The 20,547-nt window shown below is 28.2% G+C and carries 25 protein-coding genes; 10 read left to right on the top strand and 15 right to left on the bottom strand.

What is annotated here, in order from left to right; genetic code table 11:
- Positions 1 to 252: 252 nt before the first annotated feature.
- From FVF61_RS04410 to FVF61_RS04400, 3 genes are all read right to left on the bottom strand, one after another.
- Positions 253 to 1,023 (bottom strand): NYN domain-containing protein, encoded by a 771-nt coding sequence (locus tag FVF61_RS04410; protein WP_148453771.1) that lies wholly within the window; start codon positions 1,021 to 1,023, stop codon positions 253 to 255.
- Positions 1,024 to 1,098: 75 nt separating this feature from the next.
- Positions 1,099 to 2,019, bottom strand: coding sequence for a L,D-transpeptidase (locus FVF61_RS04405; protein ID WP_148453770.1), 921 nt, complete (start codon positions 2,017 to 2,019; stop codon positions 1,099 to 1,101).
- A gap of 39 nt (positions 2,020 to 2,058) precedes the next feature.
- Positions 2,059 to 2,277, bottom strand: coding sequence for a heavy-metal-associated domain-containing protein (locus tag FVF61_RS04400; RefSeq protein ID WP_148453768.1), 219 nt, complete (start codon positions 2,275 to 2,277; stop codon positions 2,059 to 2,061).
- A 111-nt stretch (positions 2,278 to 2,388) separates the two neighbouring features.
- On the opposite strand from FVF61_RS04400, the gene FVF61_RS04395 reads away from it, so the two are divergent.
- From FVF61_RS04395 to FVF61_RS04385, 3 genes are read left to right on the top strand one after another with little or no spacing between them, the layout of a single operon-like run.
- Entirely contained in the window at positions 2,389 to 3,159 is a 771-nt protein-coding gene (locus FVF61_RS04395; protein WP_148453766.1) for an MlaE family ABC transporter permease, read from the top strand.
- A gap of 60 nt (positions 3,160 to 3,219) precedes the next feature.
- Positions 3,220 to 3,942: an ABC transporter ATP-binding protein gene (locus FVF61_RS04390; protein ID WP_199757270.1), complete on the top strand. Its 723-nt coding sequence runs from the start codon at positions 3,220 to 3,222 to the stop codon at positions 3,940 to 3,942.
- A gap of 15 nt (positions 3,943 to 3,957) precedes the next feature.
- Positions 3,958 to 4,944, top strand: coding sequence for an MlaD family protein (locus FVF61_RS04385; RefSeq protein WP_148453762.1), 987 nt, complete (start codon positions 3,958 to 3,960; stop codon positions 4,942 to 4,944).
- 2 nt (positions 4,945 to 4,946) lie between these two features.
- Here the strand turns inward: FVF61_RS04385 and FVF61_RS04380 are convergent, their stop codons facing one another.
- The 9 genes from FVF61_RS04380 to FVF61_RS04340 all read right to left on the bottom strand — a co-directional run bounded on the left by FVF61_RS04380 (position 4,947) and on the right by FVF61_RS04340 (position 10,881).
- Positions 4,947 to 5,273, bottom strand: a complete 327-nt coding sequence (locus FVF61_RS04380) for a hypothetical protein (RefSeq protein WP_148453760.1) — start codon at positions 5,271 to 5,273, stop codon at positions 4,947 to 4,949.
- A gap of 86 nt (positions 5,274 to 5,359) precedes the next feature.
- Entirely contained in the window at positions 5,360 to 5,800 is a 441-nt protein-coding gene (locus tag FVF61_RS04375) for a nuclear transport factor 2 family protein (RefSeq protein ID WP_148453758.1), read from the bottom strand.
- Between the two features lie 282 nt (positions 5,801 to 6,082).
- On the bottom strand, positions 6,083 to 6,379 hold the full coding sequence (locus FVF61_RS04370; protein WP_233586691.1) for a chaperone modulator CbpM: 297 nt from the start codon (positions 6,377 to 6,379) through the stop codon (positions 6,083 to 6,085).
- 2 nt (positions 6,380 to 6,381) lie between these two features.
- Entirely contained in the window at positions 6,382 to 7,272 is an 891-nt protein-coding gene (locus FVF61_RS04365) for a DnaJ C-terminal domain-containing protein (RefSeq protein WP_148453757.1), read from the bottom strand.
- A gap of 10 nt (positions 7,273 to 7,282) precedes the next feature.
- Positions 7,283 to 7,738, bottom strand: a complete 456-nt coding sequence (locus FVF61_RS04360; protein ID WP_148453755.1) for a pyridoxamine 5'-phosphate oxidase family protein — start codon at positions 7,736 to 7,738, stop codon at positions 7,283 to 7,285.
- Between the two features lie 3 nt (positions 7,739 to 7,741).
- Positions 7,742 to 8,254, bottom strand: a complete 513-nt coding sequence (locus tag FVF61_RS04355) for a hypothetical protein (RefSeq protein ID WP_148453753.1) — start codon at positions 8,252 to 8,254, stop codon at positions 7,742 to 7,744.
- A gap of 77 nt (positions 8,255 to 8,331) precedes the next feature.
- Positions 8,332 to 9,549, bottom strand: coding sequence for a metallophosphoesterase (locus FVF61_RS04350; RefSeq protein WP_148453751.1), 1,218 nt, complete (start codon positions 9,547 to 9,549; stop codon positions 8,332 to 8,334).
- Between the two features lie 17 nt (positions 9,550 to 9,566).
- A complete protein-coding gene (locus tag FVF61_RS04345; protein WP_148453749.1) occupies positions 9,567 to 10,466 on the bottom strand; it encodes a mechanosensitive ion channel family protein in 900 nt (299 codons plus the stop codon).
- 13 nt (positions 10,467 to 10,479) lie between these two features.
- The gene (locus FVF61_RS04340; protein ID WP_148453747.1) at positions 10,480 to 10,881 is read right to left on the bottom strand and encodes a hypothetical protein; all 402 of its coding nucleotides are present in this window, start codon (positions 10,879 to 10,881) and stop codon (positions 10,480 to 10,482) included.
- Between the two features lie 221 nt (positions 10,882 to 11,102).
- On the opposite strand from FVF61_RS04340, the gene FVF61_RS04335 reads away from it, so the two are divergent.
- Genes FVF61_RS04335 through FVF61_RS04315 form a run of 5 tightly spaced genes read left to right on the top strand, consistent with a single transcriptional unit; the run spans position 11,103 to position 15,518 of the window.
- Entirely contained in the window at positions 11,103 to 11,951 is an 849-nt protein-coding gene (locus tag FVF61_RS04335) for a universal stress protein (RefSeq protein ID WP_148453745.1), read from the top strand.
- 21 nt (positions 11,952 to 11,972) lie between these two features.
- Complete coding sequence (locus FVF61_RS04330) at positions 11,973 to 12,833, top strand: universal stress protein (protein ID WP_148453743.1); 861 nt, start codon at positions 11,973 to 11,975, stop codon at positions 12,831 to 12,833.
- Positions 12,834 to 12,863: 30 nt separating this feature from the next.
- Complete coding sequence (locus FVF61_RS04325; RefSeq protein WP_148453741.1) at positions 12,864 to 13,700, top strand: restriction endonuclease; 837 nt, start codon at positions 12,864 to 12,866, stop codon at positions 13,698 to 13,700.
- 10 nt (positions 13,701 to 13,710) lie between these two features.
- Positions 13,711 to 15,084, top strand: coding sequence for an MBL fold metallo-hydrolase RNA specificity domain-containing protein (locus tag FVF61_RS04320; protein WP_148453739.1), 1,374 nt, complete (start codon positions 13,711 to 13,713; stop codon positions 15,082 to 15,084).
- Between the two features lie 17 nt (positions 15,085 to 15,101).
- Positions 15,102 to 15,518: a hypothetical protein gene (locus FVF61_RS04315; RefSeq protein ID WP_148453737.1), complete on the top strand. Its 417-nt coding sequence runs from the start codon at positions 15,102 to 15,104 to the stop codon at positions 15,516 to 15,518.
- 25 nt (positions 15,519 to 15,543) lie between these two features.
- Here FVF61_RS04315 and FVF61_RS04310 read toward each other — a convergent pair whose 3' ends face one another.
- From FVF61_RS04310 to FVF61_RS04300, 3 genes are all read right to left on the bottom strand, one after another.
- A complete protein-coding gene (locus tag FVF61_RS04310) occupies positions 15,544 to 16,380 on the bottom strand; it encodes a universal stress protein (RefSeq protein ID WP_148453735.1) in 837 nt (278 codons plus the stop codon).
- A 162-nt stretch (positions 16,381 to 16,542) separates the two neighbouring features.
- Positions 16,543 to 16,845, bottom strand: a complete 303-nt coding sequence (locus FVF61_RS04305; protein WP_148453733.1) for a hypothetical protein — start codon at positions 16,843 to 16,845, stop codon at positions 16,543 to 16,545.
- A gap of 119 nt (positions 16,846 to 16,964) precedes the next feature.
- On the bottom strand, positions 16,965 to 18,200 hold the full coding sequence (locus FVF61_RS04300) for a 3-deoxy-D-manno-octulosonic acid transferase (RefSeq protein WP_148453731.1): 1,236 nt from the start codon (positions 18,198 to 18,200) through the stop codon (positions 16,965 to 16,967).
- Between the two features lie 82 nt (positions 18,201 to 18,282).
- Here FVF61_RS04300 and FVF61_RS04295 point away from each other — a divergent pair, with 82 nt between their 5' ends.
- Both FVF61_RS04295 and galE read left to right on the top strand, forming a co-directional pair.
- The gene (locus FVF61_RS04295) at positions 18,283 to 19,416 is read left to right on the top strand and encodes a DegT/DnrJ/EryC1/StrS family aminotransferase (RefSeq protein WP_148453729.1); all 1,134 of its coding nucleotides are present in this window, start codon (positions 18,283 to 18,285) and stop codon (positions 19,414 to 19,416) included.
- Positions 19,409 to 20,431, top strand: a complete 1,023-nt coding sequence (gene galE, locus FVF61_RS04290) for a UDP-glucose 4-epimerase GalE (protein WP_148453727.1) — start codon at positions 19,409 to 19,411, stop codon at positions 20,429 to 20,431. The genes FVF61_RS04295 and galE overlap by 8 nt, the downstream gene beginning before the upstream one ends.
- Positions 20,432 to 20,547 lie beyond the last annotated feature (116 nt).

Here is a 20,547-nt window from a genome sequence, read left to right as displayed (position 1 = left end):
CCATACACTTGTTTTGTGTATAGCTATTTCAGGACAAGACATATACCTATTTTTATAATAAGATACAACAAACAAATTTTTAAAACAAAGAAGCAATTCATTTTTATGAATCGACTTTTCTCAAGATGTTGAAATGTTATTTAACGAAGTCAAGTCCTTTAAATTCATTGATTATTTAAACTAAAACTAATCCTTTAGTCGATGTCATATTATCAAAAACAACAAAAATATAATTAGCTGTTTCTGCTTTTATTATTTTCGTTTAGTTCTTCTTTTAGGCTTAGGCTTTGGTTTTTCCTTATTTTTTACATAAATCAATTTATGCTTGCTTTTTGAAGTTTCTCTTTGTTCAATTTCAAAACTATCTATGGATTTTATCATTGGCGTTAATTTTTCAAATCCAAAATTTCTTGAATCAAAATTAGGTTGTTTTTTTTGTAGTAAACTTCCAACGTCTCCAAGAAATGCCCAACCTTCCTCATCAGATAAATCATCAATTGTTGTAGAAATAAGATTAATAACTTTTGGAGTAATGCTATCTATACTTTGTTTGGCTTTATCTTTGTTGCTAACATCATCTTTCTTTTCGGTTAGATTTCTTAAAATTTCAACATAAATAAATTTATCGCAAGCTACTATAAAAGGATTTGGTGTCTTTTTTTCTCCTATTCCAATTACTTGCATGCCTGCTTCTCTTAATCTGGTAGCTAATCTTGTAAAATCGCTATCGCTGGAAACCAAACAAAATCCATTTACTTTATTAGAATAGAGAATATCCATAGCATCAATAATCATCGCAGAATCTGTAGCATTTTTTCCAGTTGTATAAGCGTATTGCTGAATTGGTGTAATGGCATTTTGTAGAAGGAGATCTTTCCATTTAGAAAGATGAGGTTTGGTCCAATCTCCATATATTCTTTTAATGGTTGGGTTGCCATATTTTGCTATTTCCTCCATCATTTCCTTTACGTGAGCTGAAGGAATATTGTCACCATCTATAAGAACTGCTAAGTTTAAATTCATAATGTTATTTTAATACTTCAATTTTATCTTGAAGCCAAATTACATATAATAAAAAGGTTTTTATAGTTAAATATTTTATTTTCCGTAAATATCTTCTAAAACCATTTTTTCACCAATTTCATTTGTTACATTTAAATCGTATCTAATTTTTATTTTCGTGTTTATAGGAGCATAATAATAAATAATCCAAGCATCTGCTTCATTTGTGCCAATACATCCATTAGAGTATGCTCTATTTAATGTAATAGGGTTAGTAGTAGGATGAATTAATTGACCATACCTAATACCATTTATTTCAGTTTCAATAAAGGGTATTTGTGGTAATTTGGTTGTTTTATTATCGTCTCTTTTTGTTACAAAATACTGTTTTCCTGTAGCAGGATTATAATAGTCAGGATTTTTTACATGTGCTACAATTTTTCCATTACCAGGAATGGTCTTTAAATCTGTAATCCTATTTCCCATTTTTAGATATTTTGTTTCATTTCTTCCAACTCTAACTGGAAATTTGTAGAGCATTACAGAATCTTCATAAATTCTAAGTTTGTATTCGGGAATATTTACATCTATCCAAGTATTTTTAATGCTCTTTAATAATTTTTGAGTTTCTAAAGAATCAGGAATAATAATTTTACTTCCTTTTTTAAGTACAATTAAGTCTTTTTGATTGTACACTAAAGTGTCTCTTGCCATCATTCTATAATAATCAGTATTTGCTAATGAATCTATAATCCAAGGATTGTTTCTTACTAGAATATGCTCAGAAATATTATAAGACTGGTTAGAATTAAAGTGTGTAACTATAGAATCTAAATATTGAAAATAATTTTTAATTTGGACGTTTTTTGATACATAAATGGTTCTACTAGAATCTTGAAAAGTTTTCGTTTTTATTAAAATATAACTAAGTGGAACTTTGGTTTTTGTTAAAGAAGAAATGCTAATAATTATTAAGATAGTTAAAAAAAGACTTTTATAAATAGTTTTTATGAGCATAATAATTTTCGTAGTTAATTAATAATTATGATATAAGAGTTATAGCATGTTTTCTGGTCCAATCACAGGGTATCCAATCATTGAAAGAACATGTTTGGCTTTATCGAAATCGTGATGTGAATTGTATTCAAATGAAACTGTTTCATTTTCTGGGTTTACAATTACATTTGAAATATGTTTAAGTTCGGAAAGTTTATTAGTTATAGTAACTAAACAGTCGCCACAATTTATATTTTGAATGTGTAATGTAGTTCTCATGATTATTAATTTAAAATAAAAGTAGAACGAATTTCTCAGAAATGAAATGATATTAATCATATTAAAACTGAGCTTTTTGCTTTATATTTGGTAGAATGCTAATTTTATAATATGCATAAAAATAGTGCTATAAAATCATTTTTTATTGAAATAGGTGAGCTTTCTTACTTTGCTAATCGTTTTTTTAAAGAAGTTTTTTCTAGGCCTTTTGAGTTTAAAGAACTTTTAAGACAGTGTTATAGTATTGGTAATCGATCTATATTATTAGTTGGAGTAACAGGTTTTATTGTTGGATTGGTTTTAACTCTACAAACAAGACCAACTTTACAAGAATTTGGAGCAGAATCTTGGATGCCATCCATGGTCTCAATTTCAATAATTAGAGAAATAGGACCAGTAATTATTGCGTTAACCTTTGCTGGTAGAATAGCCTCTGGTATTGGAGCCGAATTAGGTTCTATGCGAGTAACAGAACAAATAGATGCCATGGAAGTATCTGGAACAAATCCATTCAAATTTCTGGTAGTTACTAGAATTTTAGCTACCACAATTATGCTTCCAATCTTAGTTATTTTTGGAGATGCTGTTGCGCTTTTTGGTTCATATATTATTGAAAACTCAAAAGGAGATGTGTCTTTTGTCCTGTATTTTAATAAGGTATTTAAAACCTTAGAATTTAGCGATATTATTCCTGCAACTATTAAAACATATTTCTTTGGTTTTGCTATCGGTCTAGTAGGTTGTTTTAAAGGATATAATTGTAAAAAAGGAACTGTAGGAGTTGGACTAGCAGCTAATTCGGCTGTTGTATATTCCTCTATGTTACTATTTATATTAGATTTTGTAGCAGTTTTTGTAACTGATATATTTTTTGAAATTTAATAGATGAATCAAACACAAAATATAAAAGAAAACCTTCAAGAAATAGAGTCTAAAAAACTCATGCTTGAAATTGTGGATTTAAAAAAGTCTTTTGGAGATAACCATGTGTTAAACGGATTTAACTTGAAGCTTTTTCAAGGAGAGAACCTAGTTATTATGGGCAAATCTGGCTCTGGAAAATCAGTAATGATAAAGTGTTTGGTTGGATTAATGCAGCCAGATTCTGGAAGCATAAAAGTTATGGGAAAAGATATTACCAAACTCAATCGAATGGAGTTAGATGATATTCGTACAGAAATAGGTTTTCTTTTTCAAGGCAATGCACTTTATGATTCTATGACAGTAAGAGAGAATTTAGAGTTTCCATTACGAAGGCATAAAAAGAAATTTGGAAATATAAAGGATACAACTCCACTTGTAACTGAAGCTTTAGGGAGTGTTGGATTAGCACATACTATTAATTTAATGCCTTCCGAGCTTTCTGGAGGAATGCAAAAACGAATTGCTTTAGCCAGAGCACTTATTCTAAAACCAAAAATTATTTTGTACGACGAGCCAACAAGTGGGTTAGACCCAATAACTTCAAAAGAAATTATTGAACTTATGAGACGTGTACAAAAACAATACAAAACATCGTCTTTAATTATAACTCATGATGTAGATTGTGCTAGAGTAGTTAGCGAGCGTATGATTTTATTGGTTGATGGCACTAATTATGTTGAAGGAACTTTTCCTGAATTAGAATTATCTAAAGATGAACAAGTAAAAGCCTTTTTCAAATGATTTAAAGATAACATAATGAAAAAAACAAGTAAAGAGACATTTAATCTGGGACTTTTCGTAATGATTGGATTAGTCATTTTTATAGCTGCTATTTATTTTATTGGCGAACAAAAAAACATGTTCGATAAAACCTTTTCCATTAGCGCTAATTTTAATAATGTAAATGGGTTGATGCAAGGAAATAATGTACGTTATTCAGGTATAAATGTAGGCACTGTAAAAAATATTGATATGATAAATGATTCTACTATTAATGTAGAATTAATTATCAATGAAAAAATGGTAAAGCATATTAAAAAAGATGCTATTGCTACCATAGGTTCCGATGGTCTGGTAGGAAATATGATAGTAAATATTATTCCAGGAGAAGGTTTTGCTCAACCAATTGCTCAAGGCGATGTTATTAAAACTTATACTAAAATAGGTACAGGTGAGATGCTTAATACTTTAAATACAACCAATGAGAATGCTGCTTTATTAACTTCTAAATTATTAGATATTGTTAATTCTATTACAAAAGGTAAAGGGACTTTAGGTATGCTTATAAACGATACCATTGCTTCAAACGATATCAAAGAAACGTTAAATAATTTAAAACTTACAAGTATAGAAGCCAATAAAACCATGTTACAACTTAATTCGCTAATTAGTGAAATTGATATGGATGAAAGCGTGGCTGGAGTGTTGTTAAATGATACAACTGAAGCTAATAACATAAGACGTATTATTTCAAATTTAGAAACTTCAAGTTTAGAGATTCAAACTGTAATAACTAATTTAAACGAAACTATAACCAATTTAAAAGAAGGAGAAGGAGCGGTAAATTATTTATCTAACGATCCTGAGCTTGTAAAACAACTTGATGAATCGTTACAAAACATCAACGAAGGAACCGAAAAGTTTAATGAAGTTATGGAAGCTTTAAAACACAATTTTTTAACTCGAGGTTATTTTAAAAAATTAGAAAAGGAAGAAAAGAAGGCAGAGAAAGAAAAAGATTGATTTTAGAGGTATATAAGTCTGGAAATTAAAATGATAATAGCAACTATAAAAATGGAAGTATAAATTTGCTTATTGTATTTTGCTAACCAGTTTGGTAAATAAATATCAAAATTATCTTTAGTAGAATTAGAATATTTTCTGGCTATTATTGTTATTGGACACAGTCTTTTAAAAATAAATAATATAATGCCTTCTAGAATTACTAAGCCAATACAAATCCAAACCCATTTGTCAATTTTATTTTGAATAACTGCATACAGTAAATAAAAGATAACCACATTATAAAATAACCAAATAATAGTATGTATGGTTTTAATAAAGACTAACATGGTTTTCTATTAACTTAGACTAACATTGTAGTAAGGTTTTAACTTTCCTCTAAAATCAAAGGTGAATGATGTTCACTTACTATTTTTCAACCATTTTCAGTTTTAACGAATAGCAATGAAATTTGGTCGTTTACAATAACAAGATTTTCTTCAAATTTGAGATGAAAATCTGAGTGAAAGGTAACATTAGCTACATCTCCATAAACTGCAATTTGTAAATCATTTGCATTAAATTTTACTACTTCGGTTACAGATCCAAAAACATTTCGCTCATGAGCTTCATTAGCATCGCTACTATTACGTGGATCTCCATTTTTAAATTCTGTGAATTTTGGACTATAAGCGTGTAAAGAAATTAATTTATTTATATCTCCATCTTTAATACTTTGAGCAATAGCATCAAAAGTTTCCATTACTTCTTGTTTTGCTTCAGGAAATTCATCATTTACTAAATCAATTTTTACTTCCTCTACTTTTGTTCTTTTTGTTTGCATGATGTGATTAAAATTCCAAAAATTAATATCCATACAAATGTTAGTGTGTTTTTCAAAATTTAAAAATATTTGTCAGTTGATTTTCAGAAAGTTACGATTTATTAAAAAATAAATGACTAATTCAATATATTATTTTTAGAATTTGCACTAAACATCTAGTATATTGATTCATGCATTAGTGTATATAAAAGACTAATTGTAATAATGATACAATCTAATTTCAATTATATTGAATATGTTTTTTTTTGAAGAATTAAAATCAATCAATTAAGTATGAAGTAAAGATTTGAATCCAAATAAATATTACTTGATAATTTATTCACTCTCATAAAAATCAATTTTATTATGAAGTTTTTTTACTTCAATCTGTAAAGATTCTAATTTATCCAACAAATTAGAAATGGCATGAATGCCTTCTAGATTTATATCAAGTTCATAATGAAACCTGATGAGTTTTTCTATGTTTTTTATTTGAGTAACACTTACATATTGTGTGTTTTCTGTAGAAATAATTTCAATTAACTCGTAGTCGTATAACGAATTTATAAAAGATTTTGGAACCTTATAATGTATACAAAACTCTTGTATCGATATTAAGTTTTCTTTACCCATAATCATCTTAATTTTGCCAATTCTCTAAATAATTCTTTTTCCTTATCTGTTAAATTTACAGGTGTTTTTACATTATAAGTAATGTATAAATCTCCAAACTGACCTTCTTTTTTGTAGACAGGAAATCCTTTGCCTTTTAATTTAACTTGGGTTCCGTTTTGAGTTTCTGGTTTCACTTTTAATTTCACTTTGCCATTAAACGTTTCAATTGTTACATCTCCACCTAAAAGAGCTTTATATAAATCTAAATCGACTGTAGTATAGAGGTTTTCTTTGTCCCTTTTAAAATTGGTGTTGTTAACAATATTGAATTTAATAAATAAGTCTCCATTTGGACCATTATTAACTCCTTGTCCTCCATGACCTGCAATTTTAATAATTTGACCATTTTCTACACCTGCTGGAATAGTAATCCTGATATTTTTATTATTAACTGTTAAGGTACGTTTGTGGCTAGTGTAAATTTCTTTTAAATCTAGTTGTAATTCGGCATTAAAATCCTGGCCTCGAAAGATGGTATTGCTACTTCTTTGTCTGGAAGTGCCACCTCCAAACATAGATTCAAAAAAATCTGAAAAGTCGCTTTCGTCGAAACCACCAGAATATGTTTGTTGTCTTCTGCCTTGATATTGTTGCTGTTGTTGTCTGGCTTTATAAATATCATCTGCATGTTTCCAGTCTTTTCCGTGGTCATCATATTTTTTACGATTTTCAGGATGACTTAAAACTTCGTTTGCTTCATTTATTTCCTTAAATTTTTTTTCAGCTTCTTTATCGTTTGGATTTAGATCTGGATGGTATTGCCTTGCCAATTTTCTATAGGCTTTTTTTATATCTTTTTCGGTCGCATTTTTTGAAACGCCTAAAACTTTATAATAATCTATATATGACATTCAATGATATTTAATGAATTCTTTTTTTTCCAGTAATTCCGTCAATTTTAATTAAAAATACAAAAGGAATTTCTTCTTTGTAAATTTTACTAGAAAAATCGCTTATGTGGTCTGGTTTTAATTGCTCTTGTTCTGTAATAACATCTTTAACACCTAATGAAAAAGTATGCAGATAGGCTTTCGCTTCACTCCCAAAATAAAGTTCAAACTGTCCATGAACCAAAACAGATTTCCAATTGTTTACAGTATCTATATCTGCTACTTGTAAGGAAACTGAATTGTTTTTTCGCATAGCTGTTATTTTGTGTCCTTCTCCAGAATAACAAATAATAATATTGTTTTTTCGATCAAAAAAATAGGTAATTGGTACTACAAAAGGTTTGTTTTGAAAGATGTAACCTAAATGACCTATGTAATTGTTTTCAAGAATAAAATGGCATTCTTTAGTCTCAAGATTTGAAATCATAATTTATTTATTTTTTAGTACGTGTTCTAACTTTACTATAATCTGATTAGCAAAAAGACGTATGTCATCCATATTAGATTCTCCTGTTATAGCGTCTACATTATCTAATTTATTAGAGCCATTACCTGAAGTAGTAAAGGCAACTATTTTGTTAGCAAGTTCTGAGTTTTCAGAAATAAAAGATACAATTTCTTCAGGAGCTTTCCAGTTTTCCCAAGTATGTATTAGTAAAACAGCGTTGTAATTAGTTGCTTTGACTTTAGATAATTGAGAAATATCAATAACTTTAATATAGATAGAATCTTCTCTATAATAATTTACGACTTGAGTTGTTAATTCATTTTTAAACTCACTGCCTTGAGTAGCAATTAATATTTTTGTAGGAAAGTTGGAATTATTTACTTCGAATGAATTAGCCTCATCCATTGAAAAATTTATTTTATACCAAGTTAAAATAATAACACCTATTCCAATGATACTTAAGATTAAAACTATTATAATTTTTTTTTGTGACATTTTTCTTGTTTTAAAAGTATCTTCTAATTTAATTTAATTTTTTGGTAAAGCTTATGACTTAAATCAGTTTAATGGATTTAATCTCTGAGAAATTCTATTAAAGTAATTTCTGGTCTCATTCCTAATCTACCTGGAAAACCAAGCCAGCCTAAACCACGATTTACATATAAATATTGCTCATTTTCTTCATACAGTCCAGCCCAATGTTTGTATTTGTATTTTATAGGACTCCATTCTTTCTTTTTTAATTTGAAAGCTGCTTGCATACCATGTGTGTGTCCAGAAAGAGTTAATGCAATATTGGTTTTTTTAATAACTTCTTCTGTCCAATGGGAAGGATCGTGAGAGAGGAGTATTTTAAAGGGAATATGTTCTGTGCCTTTTAAAGCTTTTTCTAAATTTCCATATTGTTTGAAAGGTGGATTTCCCCAATTTTCAACACCAACTATTGCTATTTTTTCATTTTCATTTTCGATAATTTCAGATTCATTAAGGAGTAATTTGAAATCGTTTTTTTTGTAAAATGTTTTGATGCCTTCAAAATTTACTTGTTTGGCTTCTTTAGAATCCCATTTACTGTAATCGCCATAATCGTGGTTTCCTAAAACTGCAAATCGTTTAATTGTTGGCGAAAAATTTCTAAATGCTTTACGCCATCCACGTAATTCCCATGCAAAATTATTTACAAGATCTCCAGTGAAGAAAAGCATGTCTGGTTCTAGCTGATTAATTTTTTTTATAGCTCGATCTAAAATATGAAATTGATGGTTAAAACTACCTAAATGTAAATCGGAAATTTGAACCACCTTCAAACCATGAAACGCATCAGGTAAATGATTGAAAGTTAGTTTTATATGATGGACTTTAAAATTATATCTAGCTTTAAAAATACCATAAACAATAACGAAAAAAGGCAGAAATCCAGCAAATAAGCCAATGAGAGGAATTACTAAAAGAGATTCTTTGTCTGAAAATACATAATTAGTAAAAAAGAAGATAGCCATAATAATGACAAAGATTATTTTAGGAATAAAAGATGAAATTGTTAAGCCATATAAAGAAGAAATAAGTAACTGTTTTCTTCTAGGTTCTATATCGTCTAATTTAACTTTTAATATAATTATAGCAGTTATAAGACCAATTGTAAAAACCCAAAAAACTATGTGAATGATGTTTGTAAGAATAGTAGAAGAAATTAGATTGGTAATAGACTTTAACCAATAATAAGTTAAAAAATCGACTACAAATATGGCTAAACACAAGAGTATTATTGTAAAAAGTGAATAGCTTTTCATAAAGTATAATTCTGTTGTTATTTATTAATGTCGACTTTAATTTCAGGTATTTTAACAAGTTCTATTGTAGTAGATGCTAAAATAATTTTCCCATTAGTTGCTTCAAAAGCTTTTATTATACTGTCGTTTAATTCGTGTTTTGTAAATCTTCGTTTTTTGTAATCTACTATGTATCTTAAATTAAACTGAATCCAATTATCTGTTAATGTAATGGCAAGAGTTGGGTCTACTTGCGCATCTTCAATATAATATTTATTGACTACGTCTTTCCATTGTGCTTTAGAATTAGCAGTAAATTCAGATAATGTTATTGAGGCAATATCAACAACTATAGACTTAGCCAATTCAACATCAGAGCCATATCTAATTGGAATATTGAATTCGTCCCAAATAAACGGAAAGTCTTGAGAGTAGTTATAAATAGGTCCTTTAAATACAAAAGCATTGCTTAATTTAACTATTCTTCCACTGTAATTATCGCTTGAAACCCATTGCCCAATTTCCATCATAGTTGTGTACATACTATCTACATCAATAACATCTCCTTTTATGCCATTAATTTCTATTCTGTCTCCTGGTTTATAAACACTAACAATAAAAATATAAACAGAACCAGCGATACTTAAAATTAATTCTTGAAGTGTAAAAGCAATACCTGCAGATAATAATCCTATAGCTAAAGTAAGGTCTTTAATATTTCCAGTAAAATATGAAAAAGAGATAATTACTAGAAGCACATAACCTATAAATTCTACAGTTTTTTGAGATTTATAGCGAGCAGTAGTTTCGGTTATTTTTTTTCTTAAGTAGCGTCTTAAAAATTGAATGATAAGAAACACTATTATAACAATCAAAATAAATTTTGCTATACTGTAAATAGTAGGGTTTTCTATAATCCAGTTTTTAATTTGATCCATATTCTTAATATAATTATATTTTTTTTAATTCAATATCTAGTTTAGCTAACATAATAAGTTCCGATTTGTTTTTTCCTGAGAAACTATTTGCAATTTCATTAGCTGTTTTAATAATTAGCTTTTTTATGGAATCTGTAAAAAAGTGTTTTTGGTCGTTTTTGAAGTCTACAAAATCGTTAAAACACGCTTCTGCATTTAAGTCATCTTGGTTATTTAACCAATCGAAAACCACTTCAATTTGATATGCAGCATCTGTATGAAATTCATCTTCTATTTCATCGACTAATAACCATTTACTTTTTACAATCTTATGTAATTTATTAATTTCTGCTTCTCTAACATCATTATCTGCAGCAGCAATAGCAAAAAATAACTTGCCAAGTTCTTGATAAAAGTGTGTACTGAGATTTTTCATTTTTTTTTCGTTTAATTAATCAAAAATTATTCAATTAAGATACGGATTGAATTGGAGAATTAAAATGATATAAATCAGTAATTTAATTCTATATGGTTTTTTATGTTTATCTTATTAAGATTATAGATAGTAGGTTTAAAGCTTTCTAAATCTGATATTTATCATAGTTTTTAGTGAGTAAATTAATTAACTTTAAGATTAGTGAAATAAATATTAGACTTATGAGAAAAATATTAATACCTACAGATTTTTCAGATAATGCCATGAATGCTATAAAATATGCATTGGAGTTGTTTAAGTATGAAATTAGTGAATTTTATATCATGCATGCTTATCAAGATGAAATATATGCAGATGAATGCTTGTTAAACAGAGAAAAGTTAGATAAAGTAACTAAAGCTGTTAATAAAGTATCTCTAAAAAAATTAGAGAATATTCTAAAGCAGATTAAAGAGATTTCACCTAATCCTAGACATAAGTATTATATAGTTTCTTCTAATAATATTCTTGTAGACGAAGCAGATAAAATAGTTGATAAAGAAAATATTGATCTAATTGTTATGGGAACACGTGGTGAAACTAACGATAGAAAAACAACTTTTGGAAGCCATACATTGCAAGTTTTAAAATATGTACAGTGTCCAGTTTTAGCTATTCCAGAGAATTTCAAATATTCTCAACCAAAGCATATTATGTTTCCTACTAACTACATGATTCCTTATAAAAGAAGAGAACTTAAATTGTTGTGTGAAATGGCTTCACCATTTAGAGGAGAAATAGATATGGTATACATCTCTAAAACAAATAAACTTTCTATGCGACAAGAAGACAATAAAAATTTTGTAAAAAATGAATTATGTAAAAATAAAATCAATTTTATTACTGTAAAAAATAAAGATATAACTAAATCTATATTTAGATATATAGAATCGAAAAACATAGACATGTTAGTTATGGTAAATACGAGACATTCTTTTTTAGAGGATATGCTTTTTCAAACTACTATTGATAAAATAAGCTTACAGTTAACCATTCCATTTTTGGCTTTACAGAATATGAAACGAATTTAATTAACATTAATACTTGATGACATGAAAAAAATATTATTACCAACAGACTTTTCCGAAAACTCTTGGAATGCAATAAAGTACGCTCTTCAATTATTTAAAGAGGATGATTGTACGTTTTATTTGTTAAATACATATACACCAATTGTATATCATGTAGAATATATTATGGTAAGTCCATCTCAATTTGGACTAGCAGATGTAGTTAGAGAATCGTCTGAAAAAGGATTAAATACATTGCAAAAACAAATAAAAAAAAACTATATAAACCCAAAGCATAGTTTTAAAAACGTGTCATCATTTAATACACTTATCCTCGAAATAAAAGAGTTAGTTGAAGAACAAGAAATAGATTATGTTGTTATGGGAACCAAAGGTGCAACTGGAGCAAAAGAGGTGTTATTTGGTAGTAACACAGTACAAGCATTTAAACATGTTAAATGTCCGGTTTTAGCTATACCAGACAATTTTGAATTTGAAACACCACACGATATTTTATTCCCAACAGATTACGAAATTAATTATCAGGACAAACAGATAAAGCCTATAATTGAAATTGCTAAACAATTTACTTCTAGAATAAATGTGTTGCATGTATCTACTGGAATAGATTTATTGGATGAGCAAGAACAAAATAAAGCTAAATTAGAAGCTTATTTTAACAAAATTGCACACTTGTTTCATGATATTAGTAATCAGGAAGTAACGGAAGCCATTACTAATTTTCAACAAAAAGCACGAATTAATTTGCTAATAATGATAAATAATAAGCATTCGTTTTTTGAAAATTTATTCTTTAAATCAACAGTTAGTCAAATTGGTTTTCATCTTAATATTCCTTTTCTTGTAATCCCTTCAGATAAAAAAAATAAAATAGAGATATAGGTATTGTAAATTGCTTTTAAATATATTTTTATGGAGTATCAAATAGAAATTTTAAAATCTTCAGGTGAGAAAACTAAATTTTCCTTAGAAAAATTAAGAGCTTCTTTAAATAGATCTGGAGCAGATAAAGAGCTAGTTAATCAAATAATAGATAAAGTTCGAGATGAACTTTATCAAGGAATTTCAACAAAAGAAATTTATAATAGAGCATTTTCTTTATTAAAAAAGAAGAAAAGTTTTTTCGCTTCAAAGTATAAACTTAAAAAGGCTATTTACGAGTTGGGACCTACTGGTTTTCCTTTTGAAAATTTTGTTGCAGCTATCTTTAATTATTCAGGTTATAAAACAGAAGTTGGGAAAATTTTACAAGGAAAATGTGTCACTCATGAAATAGATGTAGTAGCTCATAAAAATGAAGAAACAACTATTGTAGAATGTAAATTTCATAGCGAAGAAGGTAGAAATTGTAATGTAAAAATACCACTTTATATAGCAGCTAGATTTAAAGATGTTAAAGATTTCTGGGATTCTAAACCTCATAAAACTAAACTTAATTCGGGTTGGGTAGTTACCAATACGCGTTTTACAGAAGATGCTTTACAATATGGTAAATGTATAGGTTTAAAGCTTTTAAGTTGGGATTACCCAAAAGAAGATGCTTTAAAAGACATTATAGACAGATTGGGTTTATATCCTATAACAGTTTCTACGTTATTAACCAATAGAGAAAAACAATTTTTACTAAGTAGAGATGTAGTTTTATGCAGAGATTTAATAGGAGATTCTTTTTATTTAGATCATTTAGGTGTATCTGAAACAAGAAAAGAGCGTGTATTAAATGAAATAAAACAACTATGCAATTCTTAAAACTAATGAAATGGAAAAATTTGCAAAAATTAACTTTTTAGGAGCTTCAGGAGTTGTTACTGGTTCTAAATTTTTAATAGAAACATCCGAAAAAAACATCCTTATAGATTGTGGCATGTTTCAAGGTCTAAAAGAACTAAGAGAATTAAACTGGAATAACCTTCCGGTTAATGTAGAAAATATAGATGTTGTATTGCTTACTCATGGACATTTAGACCATGTTGGATTTTTACCAAGATTACTAAAACAAGGGTTTCAAGGAAGAATTATTGGAACAGCTCCAACCTTAGCTATTGCAGAAATTATCTTAAAAGATAGTGCTAAAATTCACGAAGAAGAGGCTGAAAAGGCTAATAAAGAACATTATTCAAAGCACCAACCTGCATTGCCATTTTATACTACTCGTGAAGCTGAGAAAACTATTAAAATGTTTGAAGTTGAAATGCATGATAAATGGATTAAATTATCTGAAAACATATCTTATAGATTTCAATATAATGGACATATTATTGGAGCCACTTTTATTGAATTAGATATCTTAGGAAAACGATTTGTTTTTTCAGGAGATATTGGTAGAACTAACGATTATTTGCTGGATGATCCAAAAAGACCAGAATGGGCAGATTTTTTATTTATTGAAAGTACTTATGGAAATAAATTGCATCCTGAAGAAGATGTTGAAACCATACTTTCAAACCTAATTATTGAAACTATTTACAAAAAAGGAAATCTAATTATTCCAAGTTTTGCTGTTGAAAGACTACAAACATTAATGTATATAATATGGAAGCTCTATAAAGCTAATAGAATCCCAAACATTCCTATTTTTATAGATAGTCCTATGGGAAATAATGTATTGGACGTATTTAAAAATTTTCCAAAGTGGCATAAACTTTCAGAAGAAGAATACAGAGCTATGTGTAACCATGTAAATATTATACAATCTTATAAAGAAACATGGGAAACTATAGACGACAAACGCTCTAAAATAGTTATTGCTGGAAGTGGCATGGTTACAGGAGGAAGAGTCTTAACTTACTTACAACAACTTGTAGATGAGCCTTCTACAACTGTGCTTTTAGTGGGCTATCAAGCAGAAGGAACAAGAGGAAGACAATTGTTGGAAGGAGTTCATGAAGTTAAATTCTTTGGAAAATATTATCCAGTTAAAGCAGCAATAAAACATCTAGAAAGTCTTTCTGCACATGCAGATCAACAAGATTTATTAAATTGGATGAGTGATATAAAAAACATTCCAGAAAAAGTTTATTTAGTTCATGGAGAACCTATGGTATTAGATGCTTTTAGAGTTAAAATAAAAGATATTTATAATTGGAATGTTAGCATTCCTAAACTTACAGATGTTGAAAAAGTTATGTTGTAAATTAATACCTTTTTGTTATGAAAACACATCTAAAATACACAAGTTTTAATCAAGAGAAATCTATTGAGGAGCTTCAATATAATATGTTGTTTCAGTTAGATAAACTTCAATTTTTAAAAGAAGAATTATTCTTTTTACAATTTTTGATAAGTTCAGATATTTATAGCTCTAAAGTAATGAACCTATTTGAAAATTTAGAGCATTTTAAAAAAGAGATAAATAAGCAACTTAAAACATGTGAAAAACTAATAATTGATTTAAGTTTTCATGTGAATAAAATTACTGATAAAGTTGAATGTAATGATATAGCTTGCGATAATTATTTTATAAATACTCATACAAGTTTAGAGCAAACCACAATTAAATATTTCAACCAAGTATCTCAGTTAAAATTAGAGATTTATAATTACCTGCAAAGTGTTATTAATAGTTAGGATATTTATTAAAATGTAAAACCAGTTATTTGCTATGATAAATTAATAAGGGAACTCTAAGATTATAACTTATTTTTTTTGTAGCCGATCCGCCAAAAAATCGTTCGAAGGCACTTTCTTTTTGAACGAGTAAAGTTATTAAATCTATATTATTAGTTTGTAAATAACTATCCACTGCATAATGTATTGGAATATTATGTATTCCTTTATAAGAAAACGAGGTGTTAATTAATAAATTATCAATTAATTCAGTATCCTTTTTTTTAAATTTTGAAATGTTATTATTTGGTTGAATACGTAAAATATGTAATTTGATTTTATGCCATTTCACAAACTTATGTAATTCTTTAAAGGCCTTACTACTTAAAGAATCTTCAGAATCTAATGGAAGAAGAATGTTTTTTGGTTTATTAAACTTAAATCTTTCAGGAATGACCAAAGTTGTACAATTTACTTTTCTTATCACTTGAATGGCATTACTTCCAAAAACAATTTCTTTTGCTCCTGTTGCTCCATTGCTTCCCATGACAATTAGCTCAATATTTTTTGCTTGAATAATTTGATTAATAGCATCTGTTAAACTATCATAATCTACAATTGTATTGAATTGATGATTTTCAATTTGAAATTTATTTTGAAGAGATTTTACATATCGCTCTAATTTTTGTTTCGTTTTTTTTACTAAAGAATCGTATACACTCTTATTTCCAGCTAACATTAAATCGCTAGTAGTATATCTTTCAGGTTTTTGTGTGTTTAAAACATAAAATATACATTTTTGCTTTTCATATAATTGCAAAGCATAGTTTATAGCATTTTTGGAATTTTCAGAAAAATCGGTTAATAAGAGAATCTGTTTCATTTTCGACATTTTATAAAAATAAAATTATCAAAAAATTTAAGGAAAAGCTATGATATTAATCATAATATCTAGTTTATTAATTGCTTTATGAGAATTAAAAAGCAAAAAAAAGACTCTCAAATAATGAGAGTCTTTTTAATAATGTTATTTAAAGCTATTTAATTATTGTGCTCCTTTTACAGCATCAGCAGCTTTATCTACAGCTTCACCAGCAGCATCAACAGCTTCACCAGCAGCATCAACAGCATCGTCTGCAGCTTCACCAGCAGCATCCATAGCTTCTTCAGCAGCATCCATAGCTTCTTCAGCAGCTTCTTCAGTTGCTTCAGAAGCATCTTCCATAGCTTCTTCAGTTGCATCAGCAGCATTTTCTACAGCGTCTTCAGCATTCTTAGTATCTCTACAAGAAGTAAAAGTTAAACTTAAGCATAATAATAATACAGTACTTAATAATAATTTTTTCATTAGTTTAAAGTTTTAGTGTTATAAAATAATTTACGAATTTAATAACTTTATGTCAAACAACGTTTATGTTTTATTAACAATTTTTAACATTATTTATTTAGCCACGTAAATTAATCTACTTATGTACGAATGAAGGACATGATTTGGATTACAGAACCCGTATTTTTTTTAATATAATTTAAATTTTTTTGGCCAGATTCTTTTCTTTTAACTTTACTTTTAATGAGAAGATTTAATATAACTTTAAGATTATCAGTATTTTGAATTGAAAACATACCATTGTTTTTAGTCATATGTATGGCTTCTGGAAAATGCTTAAAATTTTCTCCAATAACAATCGGAATTCCAAAAACAGCAGGTTCTAATGTGTTATGTAAACCTGTTTTCCCAACTGCTCCACCTACATAAGCGATGTCTCCATAGCTATAAATTTTAGAAAGAAGACCAATAGTGTCTATAATTATTACCTGAAAATCTTCTAGCGAAGCGTTTTTTATTTCAGAAAATAGAATTGTTTTCTTATTTATGGACTGTTTAAGTTTTTTTATTTGAGCATCCTTTATGTTATGTGGAGCTATAATAAATTTAACTTCATTTGATTGTAATTGATTTATAAAATGTACTAAATATGCTTCATCTTCAGGCCAAGTACTTCCTGCAACTATACATAATTTATCATTTTTAAAAGTTTCTATAAAATCAAGAGTATTATTTTGTTCAAGTTGATTAAAAACTCGATCAAATCTTGTGTCTCCTGAAACTGTAACTTGATTGTAATTAATTTTATTTAATAATGACTTAGAATTACTATCCTGTGTGAATATATGCTGAAAAGCAAACAAGGCATTTTTTATAAAACAATCGTAAGACTTAAAGTAGATTTGATTGTCTCTAAACAAAGCAGAAATTAGAATAGCTCTTAGTTGTCTTTTTTTTAATTCAATTAAGAGGTTTGGCCAAATATCATATTTGACAAAAATGGTTAATTCTGGATGAACTAAATCTAGAAACTTTTTGGCATTTGCTTTCGTGTCAATAGGAAGATAAACTACAACATCAGCTATATCAGTATTCTTTCTTATCTCGTAGCCAGAAGGAGAGAAAAAAGATAAAACTATTTTATGTTTTGGATAGTCTTTTCTTAATTCTTTAAAAACAGGAAGGCCTTGCTCATATTCACCTAAAGAAGCACAATGAAACCATAGGGTTTTGTCATTTTGAGAAATATTTTTTTTTAAAGTCTCGAAAGTTCCTTTTCTTCCTAAAACTCCAAGTCTTATTTTATGGTTAAAAACCGAAATAATTTTTAACACAAAACCAATAATGTGGATGCCAATATTATAAATAGTCTTCAATTTTTATTCTTTCCTGCTAAAATACACTTCTTTGATAGAATTTCATTGGTTAACGTTTACGAATTTTGTAATTTCGTGCTATATGAAAAAAATTCAAATGGTTGACCTTAAGGGTCAGTATAAAGGTATCAAAGATGCTGTTAATCCTGCCATTCAGGAAATAATTGAAAACACATCTTTCATTAATGGACCAAAGGTTCATGAGTTTCAAAAAAATCTTGAAAATTATTTAGGAGTCAAACATGTTATTCCTTGTGCAAACGGTACAGATGCTTTGCAAATAGCTATGATGGCTTTGGGTTTAAAGCCAGGAGATGAGGTTATAACAGCCGATTTTACTTTTGCTGCAACTGTAGAAGTAATTGCGCTTTTACAATTAACACCTGTTTTAGTAGATGTAAATCCAGATGATTTCAATATTGATATTGAAGCCATTAAAAAGGCTATTACACCTAAAACAAAAGCTATTGTACCTGTGCATTTGTTTGGGCAATGTGCCAATATGGATGCTATCATGGATATTGCTAAAGAGCACAATTTATTTGTTATTGAAGATAATGCTCAAGCTATTGGAGCAACTTATTCATTTAAGAATGGTAAAAAGGCAAAAGCTGGAACTATTGGTCATGTGGCATCTACGTCTTTTTTTCCTTCTAAAAATCTAGGATGTTATGGCGATGGAGGAGCTATTTTTACAAATAATGATGAACTAGCTCATACTATTAGAGGGATTGTTAATCATGGTATGTATGAACGTTATCATCACGATGTAGTTGGTGTAAACTCCAGATTGGATTCTATTCAAGCAGCTGTTTTAGATATTAAATTAAAAAAACTAGACAGTTATAATAAAGCAAGAAGAGAAGCTGCAAATAAATATAACGAAGCATTCAAAAATATTGATAAAATAACAACTCCTTTTGAATATGGAACTTCAGACAACCATGTATTTCATCAATATACCTTAAAACTTAATGGCGTAGATAGAGATGGACTTGTTGCCTTTTTAAATTCAAATATTATTCCGTGTGGCGTTTATTATCCAATACCACTTCATAAACAAAAAGCATATCAGGATTCTCGTTATAACGAAGCCGATTTTGAAGTTACAAACCAATTAGTAAAAGACGTTATTTCTTTGCCTATGCATACGGAGTTGGATGATGAGCAAATTGAATTTATAGCATCTAAAATTATAGAATTTATAAATGGCTAAAATTTTAGTTACAGGAGGTTTAGGTTTTATTGGGTCTCACACAGTTGTCGAATTACAAAATAGAGGATACGAGGTTGTTATTATAGATAATTTATCAAATTCTTCTATTGAAGTTTTAGATGGTATCACTATTATAACTGGTATAAAACCTGAATTTGAAAATATAGATTTAAAAGATAAACTACGAGTAAAAGATTTTTTTATTCGTCATAATAATATTGAAGGTATCATCCATTTCGCTGCAAGTAAAGCAGTTGGAGAAAGTGTTATTGAGCCTTTAATGTATTATGAAAATAATATCAATTCTTTAGTTTATTTACTTCAGGAATATAAAAATATTGATAAAGCTAATTTTATTTTTAGTTCCTCTTGTACAGTTTATGGTCAAGCAGATAAATTACCAATAACAGAAGAAGCTCCAGTAAAACCTGCATTATCACCTTATGGAAATACCAAACAAATTGGAGAGGAAATTCTAAAAGATACATGTCATATTAATCCACATTTTAATGTTATTTCATTAAGGTATTTTAATCCTATTGGAGCTCACGAGTCATCTAATATTGGCGAATTACCTCTTGGAGTACCACAAAATTTAGTGCCTTATATTACTCAAACAGCTATTGGTAAAAGAAATCAACTGTCAGTTTTTGGTAATGATTATCCAACTAATGATGGTACATGTATTCGAGATTATATTCATGTAGTAGATATAGCTAAAGCTCATGTTATTGCTTTAGAAAGGTTAATAAGCAATAAGAATAAAGCAGATTTTGAAGTGTTTAATTTAGGAACTGGAACAGGAAGTTCTGTATTAGAAGTTATCAATTCTTTCGAACGTGTTTCTGGTAAAAAATTAAATTATAAGTTTGCTGATAGAAGAGAAGGAGATGTTATTTCGGTCTATGCAGATACTAATAAAGCTAACAAGGAATTAGGTTGGACTGCTAAATTAACTCTTGATGATGCTATGTGTTCGGCATGGAATTGGGAACAAAAACTTTCAAAACCTTAAAAATTAGAAATCTTCACTCAAATGCTTGATATGTTGAAGATTTGTTAGTGATATATTGATTCTGTTGAGGAATTATAAATAATATATTGATTAACAAGGATTTAGCTTTCATTTTT

This window comes from Xanthomarina maritima (genome assembly GCF_008084905.1).
In the GTDB taxonomy this organism is placed as follows: Bacteria; Bacteroidota; Bacteroidia; order Flavobacteriales; family Flavobacteriaceae; genus Xanthomarina; species Xanthomarina maritima.
This window is presented reverse-complemented; position numbering and strand designations above follow the sequence as displayed.